Source organism: Pseudomonas mucoides, assembly GCF_015461845.1.
Classification (GTDB): Bacteria; Pseudomonadota; Gammaproteobacteria; order Pseudomonadales; family Pseudomonadaceae; genus Aquipseudomonas; species Aquipseudomonas mucoides.
In genome coordinates this window covers 1-10,625 of sequence record NZ_JACOPW010000017.1, presented here as the reverse complement: position 1 = coordinate 10,625, position 10,625 = coordinate 1, and the positions used below count along the sequence as shown (strand labels likewise).

At 52.5% G+C, this 10,625-nt stretch carries 11 protein-coding genes and 1 pseudogene; 7 read left to right on the top strand and 5 right to left on the bottom strand.

Translation table 11 applies throughout. From position 1 onward, the window contains the following. Window positions 1-109, top strand: a 109-nt coding sequence (locus H8F22_RS32455) for an IS3 family transposase (RefSeq protein ID WP_135192744.1), incomplete at its 5' end; no start/stop codon positions are given. A 15-nt stretch (window positions 110-124) separates the two neighbouring features. On the opposite strand, the gene H8F22_RS32450 is transcribed toward H8F22_RS32455, so the two are convergent. Both H8F22_RS32450 and H8F22_RS32445 read right to left on the bottom strand, forming a co-directional pair. Further along, window positions 125-595 (bottom strand): hypothetical protein, encoded by a 471-nt coding sequence (locus H8F22_RS32450; RefSeq protein ID WP_194941137.1) that lies wholly within the window; start codon window positions 593-595, stop codon window positions 125-127. Beyond that, window positions 595-1,446 carry a tyrosine-type recombinase/integrase gene (locus H8F22_RS32445; RefSeq protein WP_228759047.1) on the bottom strand — a complete coding sequence of 284 codons (852 nt, stop codon included), beginning with the start codon at window positions 1,444-1,446 and terminating at the stop codon, window positions 595-597. Before H8F22_RS32445 ends, H8F22_RS32450 begins: the two co-directional genes overlap by 1 nt. 581 nt (window positions 1,447-2,027) lie before the next feature. On the opposite strand from H8F22_RS32445, the gene H8F22_RS32440 reads away from it, so the two are divergent. Genes H8F22_RS32440 through H8F22_RS32430 form a run of 3 tightly spaced genes read left to right on the top strand, consistent with a single transcriptional unit; the run spans window position 2,028 to window position 5,735 of the window. After that, window positions 2,028-3,185: a tyrosine-type recombinase/integrase gene (locus tag H8F22_RS32440; protein WP_019818073.1), complete on the top strand. Its 1,158-nt coding sequence runs from the start codon at window positions 2,028-2,030 to the stop codon at window positions 3,183-3,185. 10 nt (window positions 3,186-3,195) lie between these two features. Then, window positions 3,196-4,806 (top strand): tyrosine-type recombinase/integrase, encoded by a 1,611-nt coding sequence (locus tag H8F22_RS32435; RefSeq protein WP_194941136.1) that lies wholly within the window; start codon window positions 3,196-3,198, stop codon window positions 4,804-4,806. Then, window positions 4,803-5,735, top strand: a complete 933-nt coding sequence (locus tag H8F22_RS32430) for a hypothetical protein (RefSeq protein WP_228759046.1) — start codon at window positions 4,803-4,805, stop codon at window positions 5,733-5,735. The genes H8F22_RS32435 and H8F22_RS32430 overlap by 4 nt, the downstream gene beginning before the upstream one ends. Before the next feature lie 16 nt (window positions 5,736-5,751). Here H8F22_RS32430 and H8F22_RS32425 read toward each other — a convergent pair. Continuing rightward, a protein-coding gene (locus H8F22_RS32425; RefSeq protein ID WP_264316681.1) for an IS3 family transposase occupies window positions 5,752-7,298 on the bottom strand; the annotation gives its coding sequence in 2 pieces (ribosomal slippage) (window positions 5,752-6,812 and window positions 6,812-7,298; 1,548 coding nt in all). A 443-nt stretch (window positions 7,299-7,741) separates the two neighbouring features. On the opposite strand from H8F22_RS32425, the gene H8F22_RS32420 reads away from it, so the two are divergent. Both H8F22_RS32420 and H8F22_RS32415 read left to right on the top strand, forming a co-directional pair. Then, window positions 7,742-8,302 carry an integrase gene (locus tag H8F22_RS32420; RefSeq protein ID WP_082438011.1) on the top strand — a complete coding sequence of 187 codons (561 nt, stop codon included), beginning with the start codon at window positions 7,742-7,744 and terminating at the stop codon, window positions 8,300-8,302. Beyond that, complete coding sequence (locus tag H8F22_RS32415) at window positions 8,295-8,705, top strand: hypothetical protein (protein ID WP_019818070.1); 411 nt, start codon at window positions 8,295-8,297, stop codon at window positions 8,703-8,705. The genes H8F22_RS32420 and H8F22_RS32415 overlap by 8 nt, the downstream gene beginning before the upstream one ends. A 140-nt stretch (window positions 8,706-8,845) precedes the next feature. Here the strand turns inward: H8F22_RS32415 and H8F22_RS32935 are convergent, their stop codons facing one another. Next, a complete protein-coding gene (locus tag H8F22_RS32935) occupies window positions 8,846-9,280 on the bottom strand; it encodes a MerR family transcriptional regulator (RefSeq protein WP_020302084.1) in 435 nt (144 codons plus the stop codon). Window positions 9,281-9,371: 91 nt separating this feature from the next. Between H8F22_RS32935 and H8F22_RS32405 the strand changes: the two genes are divergently transcribed. Next, entirely contained in the window at window positions 9,372-10,334 is a 963-nt protein-coding gene (locus H8F22_RS32405) for an arsenic resistance protein (protein WP_020302083.1), read from the top strand. A 16-nt stretch (window positions 10,335-10,350) separates the two neighbouring features. Here H8F22_RS32405 and H8F22_RS32850 read toward each other — a convergent pair. Further along, window positions 10,351-10,497 (bottom strand): annotated as a pseudogene (locus H8F22_RS32850) (DUF4113 domain-containing protein); the annotation flags it as partial. Window positions 10,498-10,625: the final 128 nt, after the last annotated feature.

The following is a 10,625-nucleotide window of genomic DNA, read 5'->3' as shown; positions in this document are numbered from 1 at the left end:
CGATTACATCGAGATGTTCTATAACCCTAAACGCCGACACAGCAGTGCTATGCAGCTGTCTCCAGTAGAGTATGAGAAACGCTATTTCCTGAGCTTGGAGAGTGTCTAGAAAACCAGGGGCGATTCACGCATTCAGGATGGATTTCGCAGACGTGTAGTGACTTCTCTGGCTGAGGGTAGCGATGCCAAGGCCTGCGAGGTGCCCGAGAAAATCGTCCACTAAGGAACGATTAATGTCTCCAAGCACTAGCTCACGCTCAAGCGCTGTGGCTCGCAAAGTCGCAAAGTTGAGGAAGTGATTTAGGCCGCCTTTGCATATACTCGCTACGGTACTCGGCTCGATTTCGCTGTCTTGCTTGGCGAGGTATCGCTCAATTTGCCGCTGGCATGCATAGGTGATTGAATCGATACCAACCCCGTACCACGACGCGAAATCATAGTTTCTAGAGCCGGTAGGGTTTCTCCCAAAATCGACATTCGTATTTGTAGGTGGAAGCGCTTCAGGAAGTACGAAAACCGCACCCACTGAATCACGACTATGTTCCACCTGGGGCACGCTGAGGTCGGTCTTAACAAAGATCTTTCGCTTGCCCATTAAAATGCGTCCATGCCATCTGCAAGCTCGTCATCGTAAGCCAGTACCGCATTGTCAGCGAGTTCATTGATCAGGTGCAGGTATATCATCGTCGTTTGGATGGAGCTGTGGCCGAGTTGTCGCTGCAAAAACACGAGCGGTTCAACCTCTCGGCCATTGCGCTGAAGAGCGAGTAGCGTATGAGTTGCATAGGTGTGACGAAGCATGTGCGGATGCACTCTGAGGTTCGCTCGTTTTCCAATATCACGGACAATGCGTTCAATGCGCTTTCCATCATCGGCGTAAGGCTCACCAAGCTGATTCAGAAACAATGGTTTGTGCTGGGTATCACTCAACGAAGCCCGCTCACCACGAACTTGCACCGCGTATCGATGGAGCTCCAGGAGGAAACGCCGACTGATGTAAATGTCACGCGGCTTGCTCCTCTTGGTGCGCATACTGCTACCATCTTGTGGATCGAGATGAATCCGAATGTTTCGCTCAGGTTTGCCGGCCTTGTCGGGATCGAAGACGTAGGACAAGGGAAAAGTCGCGATTTCTTCTCGCCTCAGCCCTGTATGAAGACCCAGCCGGATCATCATTCGGTGATGTGGATTCTCTGCTTCTGCCAGCAGCGCCTTAATCTCGTTCATGCTGAGAAATTTGGGCAGCACTCGGTGCTTCACCGGCATGATGTCATTCACCAATGCTGTTCCACCATTGGCAGCAACGTGAGCTAGAAAACCTGACTCGCCATTTATTTTCCGCTCCTCAAGTCTGAACGGTAGCTTGGTTACCCATCCCTGATGTTGAGCAAACTCGTAGAACTTGCATACGTAATGAAGCCTTTGGCGGGTGGTGGAACGTGCCAACTGACACTCTACCAAGCAGAAATCTCGGTAGCCCACGACTAGGCTCTTTGCCTCACCTCGATCTACATCTCGCCAGTCGAGTCCATGCGCTTGGAGGAAGCTGAAATAATCGTATAGAGCACGCCCGGTGCTAGGCCAAGACTTCTTAGATCCTATGGCCCCTCGGAGGAGGTAGTCGCGCATAAACTCGTTCGCATGCACGCAACTATCCATGGTGTCCCACAGCAAGATCGGGAATCCAGGATATGGACGACCTCCTATCACTAAGGACTCAGTGGCCCAAAGCAGCTCCATCTCTTTCCTCCAACCGGGCTTGAATACTGAAGATTTCTAATCTGTTGCCACGAGGATACTTTTCTCCTAACTCTTCGCAAGCCCCAGAACAACAGCTTCTACTGCTCATGCGAAAGACTGTTCAGGCCAGACTTAAGAACAACACCAATAATTACGCTCAGTAACAACGATCTGAGGGGTAGAAATCGTTAGTAAATCTTGTACAGTCCGCATCACTTTCTACGCACCTCTGAAACCGCAATTAACTGGCTTTCATAGTGCTGAGTATTCTGTGGCTAGGGCTTTGTATGAGACTGCTGTTTGCAACTAAAGACCTAGCGTTGGCCGGTCGCTCATTTGAAGGATTTCCGCTGCTGATCGCGGGGGATGGTTGGCCGGTGGAACCCGCGCAATCCTTCCTTTGGCACGCACTCGTTGAGTCTGGCGAAGCGCTGAGCCGTCTGACTTGGGAGGCCTACGGTCGACGTCTTTATGATTACTTCGCGTTCCTGGAAGCCAATGGTCTGAAATGGGACGAAGAAAGCGCGGCCAACGGCCTGAGTGTGCTTTCGAGGTACCGAGACTGGTCGAGTGGCGAGCTTTCGCTTGATCCCCGCACCGTTAATAACCGCCTCGCATTGATCGTGCGTTTCTATCGCTGGGCTAAGCAGCGCAATTTGATCGCTGTGCTGCCATTCGGTGAGAGACGGGTCAGGACATCTGCCCATTCCGGATTGCTCTCTCACGTTACGCGACCGAATGCCCAAAGCACCAAGCCGTCGGTGATGGTTAGGGCCCAAAAGCGGCTAACCAAATTTTTAACAAAGGATCAGGTCAAGGAATGCCTTGGCTTAGATGCCGACCCAAGCCACCGAATACTTTTCCATCTCATGGTAAGAACTGGCCTTCGCTCATGTGAGGCTAGGTCGTTCCCACTGAAATATGTATTCAACCCAAAATTGCAGAAAGGCTTGCGTAAAGGGCAAATGATTAGCGTCGCTCTAGAACCCACAGATATGCATATCAAATATGACCGCCCTAGAACCATCGACGTACCTTGGTCGCTGATGGAGGATATGTGGTCTTACTCTCTCCATCAGAGAGAAATGCGTAAAAGATTCGGTGACGGGAATGTTAGTGCGTTGATTCTTACGAATGAAGGTAGGCACTACTCAAAAGACGCAGTTGTCGACGTAATGAAGTCTTATGAGAAGAAGTGCGGGATCTATGTTCGCGCTCATATGCTGCGACATACCTATGGCACGTATACATTACTTGCTCTTCGAAAAAGTAAAGATTTTGAGGGCGAGCCATTGTTGTATGTTAGAGATCGAATGGGCCATTCGGATGTTCAGACAACTATGATTTACCTTCATCTGATAAATCAGCTTGAGGCTCAATCCGTGCTGGCGTACGAGGATGAGATCGATATGATGTTTATGTCAGCCCCCATAACGCAGATCTGAGGGCTGCTACTTGGCCAGAATTAAGAAATACAAAGCTACTTTAGAAACCATCACTAAGGGCGTCGAGGCGGTCGATGAACAATTAAAAGTTGCGTTACCTAAAAATCCGAGAAACCACAGAAAAATCGATCACTCTCAATATATTGGCCTAGGATTTGATGCATGGGCGATCCAGAGTCTGCACGTAATTAGGATGCTTCTAGGTGGGGGGAATTACTCGGTAGCAACCTTGTTTGGGTATTCTGTAAATGGGTTAAGGTTCTTTTTTGGGTTCTTAAAAAGTGAAGCTCTTAAATCGCCACCACTTACGCCGAACGGATTGACAAAGCGCCATCTAGAACGCTTTATCTCTTGGCTGAAGTTGAAGTATCCAAAAGGCTCGACCGCAAAGAATTATTACACCAGCTTCAAATCGCTGATTATTGCGTTAGCTGAATACGGCTTTATTGAATCGGACATTGACGAGCTTCTTCCTCCAAATCCATTTCCTTTCAATGACAAGACCACTAAGGATGCTGACCCTCTTTCAATGGCGGAAATGCAGAGGCTGGTTCGGGCATTGAAATCCGACCTCGTAGCTATTCATAAAAATAGGTTTTCCGGTAACAGTGCGGAAGAAATGGCTGTGTTGCTGCTGTTAACAGCTGCAAGGTCAGGAGTTAACACTACTCCGCTGCTGGAAATGACCAGAGATGCACTCAAGCCTCATCCTTTCATGCCCAATCTCAGGTTGATTACGACCGTAAAACGTCGGGGTAAAGGTGCTCAAAGCAAAACAGTTCGGCAGACAAATCTGCTAGACAAATTTAGCGCTGTACCGCTCGATGGGGTTGCGGTGTTGAATAAGGCGCTCGAAATAAGCAAGCCGCTCGTAGCGCTTGCATCTAATGAAATCAGCTCTTACATTTGGCTATATCGCTCAGGGCAGAGGGGACGCGCAAATGAGGTCGTCGCTCTTACCCCTGGTGCGCTATATGTAACAGCTAAAAGAATCTGTCAGCGGCATGGCCTTCTAGATGATGAGGGCGGCCAGCTTGTTGTAACTCTTAGTCGGCTACGAAAAACTATGGAAAGCCGACTATGGAAACTTAGTGGTGGTGATATCTTAGAAGTTTCATCTGTCATGGGGCATTCTACCGCTGTAGCAGATAATCACTATCTCAGAATCAATGATGAGATTAAAACGGAAGGCGCAATATTTATTGGTGAGGCGTTTCCTGAAAAGCTTCGTGGCATCGACATCACTCCGACCCCGCCAGGCGGTTGTAAGGATAGCCTATACGGAAACTTTGCGCCTAAAGATGGTGTGAATCACTGTTCTGAGTTCATTCACTGCCTTGGTTGTCCCAGCTACGCAATTGTAGGTTCGCTAGAAGATTTGCACCGGTTATTTAGCTATCAGCAATTTTTACATGCAGAGATTGCATATTTTCTCACGGATGAATGGGAAGCGTGGAGAGCGCGTCAGCTTCAATATATCAAGCTTATTGACGATTTTACTTCTCGGAAGTTTGATAGAGCATTAGTTGGCCGGGCCCGGATCAAGGCTGAATCCGATCCGCATCCTTTCTGGGCAAAAAAGATTGAATTCATGAACAAAAAACAGAGCGGTGTGATTTGAATATTCGTACCGCTAATGCTGTACTGAAGGCATATGACGTCCTTGTAGCTCAACCAGTTACAGCTGACGGTTTAAGTCCGATGGAACGGGATGCTATCGTCATTAGTGCTATCGTAAATGAGCGTGGCGAAACGCTCGTACTTAGTAGGTTTGGCGATGCTCAATGGGATCTTCGCCCATTCTTCGATCAAGCGAACGTTGCCAGATCCAACAAGTTTATTAGTTGGGATATGAGCCTCCCGCCGGCACTGATTGATGATAGCAAAGCTATTACCTACGCATGGTTTAAGCGAGGGCTTCCAAAATCTCGGCCTCCAATTGCAAGGGGTATAACGACATTTGCTGTTGCTAGTGTCATGCCTTTCCTGCGTTGGTTGGCCAGCGTAGGTGTCTCTAACTTTTCTGAAATGCGCCAAATTCATATTAGTAATTATATCTATCTATGCAAGGAAGAGCTGAAATTGCGACCTCTTCCGCTGTATGGGCGGTTGCGGGTTATAGACTTTCTCTGGATGTTTTCTGCGGATACATTGCACCCCATTTCAAGATACCCTTGGGGGGAGTCTTCGTTATGGCGTGTTTGCGGGATAGGCAAAGTCAAAGGGGTGGAGTCCGCGAATAGGGGCGTAGGGCGGACAGATATCATTCCTCACGCTAAGCAGTCAAAAATCTTCAACCATTGTGAAAGAATTGTTCATGAGATGAAGAACGAGTTGGCGATTAATGGAATTGCATATCACCCTAGCGACCATCGAATGATTATTCGTTGCCGGAATGCCGTTCTGTACATCGTTTCGATTACTAGCGGAATGCGCAACGATGAGGCAATTGGAATCGAGGTTGGCGCCTGGCGTAGGGAAATTAAAGATGGAGTGTTATTTTGTTGGGTTTCTACGATTGAGCATAAGACCCGGCGATTTTCAAGGTAGTTGTCGCGTGAGCGTGTCACGCTGCCTTTGATGTTTGCTGCAGTACCGCTTCCCGCTCCGGGTTCAGGCACACGATTGGTGCCAGCACCCAGTTCCTGATGTTGCCGCTCCAGCGCTCCGGGTGCCGTGCACGCGCCGCCTCGTACAGCTCGATACGCTTGCGCAGCAACTCTTCTGCCTGGCCAGTATGTCGCTGCGCCGGGGTCACGAACTTCAGGGCGCTGTGGCGATGTTCATGGTTGTACCAGGCCACGAAGCTGTTCACCCAGTTCCTGGCCTGCTCCAGCGTGTCGAAGGGCCGCTCCGGCCACAGCGGGCAGTACTTCGCCGTGCGGAACAAGGCCTCGGCATAGGCGTTGTCATTGCTCACCCGCGGGCGGCTGAACGAGGGCATCACACCCAGGTTCTGCATGGCCGCCAGCATGGTCGAGCCCTTCATCGCGCTGCCGTTGTCCGAGTGCAGTACCAGCGGCTGGCCTGCCCGCTGTTCACGTAGGCAGGCCTGGCGTAGCAGCTGGGCGGCCTGCTCGGCGCTTTCACTTTCATGCACCTCGTTGGCCACCAGCTTCCGGCTGTAGACGTCCTTGATCATGTACCAGTAGAAGTAACGGCCCTTGACCGTGGTCGGCAGCCAGGTGATGTCCCAGCACCACAGCTGGTTCGGGCCGTCGGCCACATGGGTCGTCAGCGCTCGTTTCACCGGTGGGCGGCTACGGCCGCGCGGATGCTGCTGTTCGGCGTCCTTCAGCAACCGGTAAAAGGTCGACTCCGAGGCCAGCCAGGTGCCCTGATCGGCCAGCCGCGCCACGATCTGCTGCGGCGGCAGGCTGGCAAACTCGGGCTGGTTGGCGACCTCCAGCACGCGGCAGCGCTCTTGCGGGGTCAGCTTGTTGGCCGGCTCAGCTCGCTGTGCCGAAGGACGCCGATCCTCCGGGCAGTGCTGCCAGCGCTGCAGGCTGCGCAGCGACAGGCCCAGTTCGGCGCAGGCCTGCGCCCGCCGCGCTCCCGCCGCCACGGCGCCCTCGATCAACTGCAGCGTTTCACGGCGATCCGGGGCGCTGATCATTCGTCCTCGTCCTTCCCCCAGAGCGCCTCGGCTTTTTTTCGCAACACCAGCAGAGCTGCGGTTTCTGCCAGCGCCGCATCCTTGCGCCGCAGTTCACGCTCCAGCTGCTTGATGCGCTTCTTCGCGGCCTTTTCCTCTTCGCGTTCGCGCCGGGTCTTGCTCGGCTGAGCCAGGCTGTTGGCCTGCTCGCAGGCTTCGCGCCAGGCGTTGATCTGCTCGACATACAGGCCTTTGCGCCGGCAGTACTCCGCCAGCTCAGCCGCATTGAGGCTGGCGCTTTCCAGCACCACCCGAAACTTGTCCTGGCTCGACCACTGGTCGGCCTGCTGTCCATCTGCCGGCACCACTGCTCCCGCTGCTCTGGCCTGTTTGCGCCAAGCATACAGGGTGGCATCAGTAATGCCTGTCGCTTCCACCAGCTCCGGCACCGTCCGGTTCAAGGGCGGCATCATCTGCCGCACCACCCACTCCCGATGCTCTATCGAATAACGCGCCACACGGCTCTCACTTCCGCCCACCGACCAAGACTCATCGAATCAACTCACACGACAACTATCCTGACGCGGCGGGGACCGGTAAAGGGAAGGTTGAGTATCTTGTCCCTGAATTGACGTTGAATGCTCTGGAACTATTCGCAAAATATTCTGCTCCCTTAAGAAAGGAGCTAGAGACTGAAATTCGAAGCCTGGTAAAAAACACTGCTCCTTGTGATCCGGGTGAACACCTTCTGCGATTGCACAAGGCTCGGAAGGACTCAAATAAGTTATTTCTCGGTCGACATGCTGAGGGCGGTAATCTCAAGGATAAGCATGTTGACGTTCTTAGTGACCAGGGATCCAACGCGGCCTTCGACCGCCTAGCTAAAGCGGCTGGGAGCGAATGGCCGTTGAGGACGCATCAGTGCAGGCGAACGTATGCAAGGTGCTTTGTTGAGTCGCGTATGGGGCGTACTTCGCTGATCTATCTCAAGTGGCAGTTTAAACACACCAGTATGAGCATGACCCAACTTTATGCGTCTAACCCCCAGCAAGATCTCGCCCTATTTGATGAAATCTTGCAGCAGATGACTGAGTTTAAAATAGACTTGATTGAATCCTGGCTCGACGATCAGCCATTGGCTGGAGGTGCCGGTGAAAAGATAGTTGAGCTACGAGCAATACCAATTAAGAGTAGGGCTGCTTTGCTTGCGCAAACTGCTCCTCAAGCCAACATTCGCGCGACTGGCCATGGCTGGTGTCTGGCGACAGAGCGAGGCTGCGGTGGAGCTGGATTATATGAGGCCACTCGATGCCCTGGCTGCAAGCACTCTGTGATTGACGAGTTCTTCGCGGGTACTTGGCAGGACATTTACCTCCAGCAGGAAGAGCTAATCAAAATCGAAGACGCCGGCCCTGCGGTTAAGCAGCGCGCTGAGCGCGATTTACAGGTTGCGTTCGATGTCCTCACGAGCTTGGGACTTTCTCCACTTAACGATGCTTCTGAAGAGGCCCTGAATGGCTGATCCCACTAAGCAGCGGCCTTCAGGCCGTTCCAGGTCAAAAACTCTCGACGCTCTTGATAAGGCCGTCGATGGGATGGTCGCTGCCGACGAAAAGCTTTCTATCGCATCAGTTGCACGTGCAGCAGGTGTAACGCCTGCTCTCATTCATAACACCTATCCAGCGGTGGCTGAGAGGATCCGCACACTTGTAGGCAAATCGGTGCGGGCCCAGCGTGATTTGAAGCATCTGGCTCTGGTGAGCGAGAGAGAGAAAAATAGAGTGCTTCGTGCTGAAAACGATCAGTTGTTAGCGGAGCTGGCAAAAGTCGCTTCAGTGAATCAGCGCCTTATGTTTGAGGTTGCAGAGCTGAGGGCGCTTTCCAGCGAGAAAGTGATCCTTCTGCCTTTGACGCCCTCCATATAGTCGGGGTTTGGCAAGACACTCCTCGCCGACTTGGGAGCCTGGTTCTGCGTCACCAAGTGGGCCAGTGTATCCGGACGCGGACGGTCAATACTTTTGACGAAGTTTCCATGGCGGCTTGTCCCCGACGCTTCGTTAGTCGCCTAGGAGCAGCAACCAGAGCGAGATCCAGCAGCAGGCTGGAACAGTGACTCAACAATTGTGCAGTTTGGGGTGTACGAACCCAGGCAGGTGGATTCACACGTGCCGGCCATCGATAGCAGTTCTTTTCGGATCTGTTGGAGCTTAGCTACCTTCGACTCTACTTCTGCCAAGTGCTTTCTAACGACTGACAGTGCATCAGCGCACGGACGATCAGCATCTGCCGCGAGCGCAATGAGTTCTCTGATGTCGTCGAGTGGGAAGCCCAGCTCACGATTCTGCCGGATGAAGATGAGTCTGGATCGATGCTTTTCGGTGTAGATTCGATGCCGCCCTGCCGACCGCAGGGCCGGAGGTAGAAGGCCTATCTTTTCGTAATAGCGAATTGTTTCAATGTGGCAACCCGTTGATTTCGACAGCGCCCCGATTCCTGACATGCAAATTCCCCAAGCATTTTCTTGAACCTGTAGTAGCTACAGATATTACCCTCTCTTCAGAAAATAATTTCACGCGCTTGAAGGGCATTTCGTGGACAGAGAACAGCTAGAGAAAAACCAAATTCCCGTTTACTTCGTGGCGGTCGTGGTCGCGGCCATCGGAGGCCTGCTTGCACCCAATGCGTCTCAAGCTATGGGTGCGCTGGTGACACCAGCCATCGCAGTGCTGATGTACGCCATGTTTCTACAGATTCCCTTCTTGGATCTCCGGGAGGGTCTTGCGAACAAACGATTCATGGCGGCGTTGCTGACAGCCAACTTCGTGGCCATCCCCTTGCTGGTTTGGGCATTGACGATGGGGATCACCGATCACCCAGCGATTTTGGTGGGTGCCCTGTTGGTTTTACTGACGCCATGTATCGACTACGTAGTGGTGTTTACCCATATAGGCAAAGGTGACTCCAAACTCACTCTGGCGGCCACTCCACTGCTACTTTTGCTACAGCTCGTGCTGCTGCCGCTTTACCTGGCCTTCATGCTGAGTAGCGACTCCGCAGTGGTCATTTCTATTGGGCCATTTGTTGAGGCCTTTGTGGTGCTGATCGCTTTGCCTCTGGTATTCGCGGTAGCAACAGCTGCCGGGGCAAAGAGATCGCGCGTCGTTGAGGGCTGGAACAACGCATGGGCTTGGATGCCTGTACCGGCTATGGCTGCTGTGTTGGTCGTAGTTATCGGATCTCAGATTTCAGCTGTAGTTAGAGACATGGACAAGCTGATGCCTGTTATTCCTGTCTACCTCGCTTTCATGCTCTTGGCCCCATTGGTTGGTGCCTTGGTTGCGCGCGCATTTAAATTGCCGGCCATCACTGCGAGATCAGTGGCCTTCAGCAGTTCGACACGAAATTCATTGGTGGTTCTGCCCCTCGCACTGGCCTTGCCCGGGGAAATCAGAGGGCTCGCTGCGGCAGCAGTCATTACCCAAACGCTGATTGAATTGGTCAGCGAGCTAATTTACATCCGGGCCATTCCTGCCTTGGTGTGGCGCAAAATGTAGATCCTTAGCTAAGCGTCTATTCGCAATTTACAGTCCAGAGCTGATCGAGCCGTGTCGTGTAGCAGGGACTGAGCATCTCTCACTTCATACCCCAATCTGGAGCAACCGGCACGCGGCCTGGTCGAAGCGTCCCGCGTCCCCATTTCGCATTTATCTGATCCATATGCGGATTCCACGCTGACTCGGACACCCATTCCACGCACATCCGGACAGTGATTCCACGCTGATCCGGACACTCATTCCACGAGCATCCGGACACCGATTCCACGGCCATCCGGACACTTTCCAGGC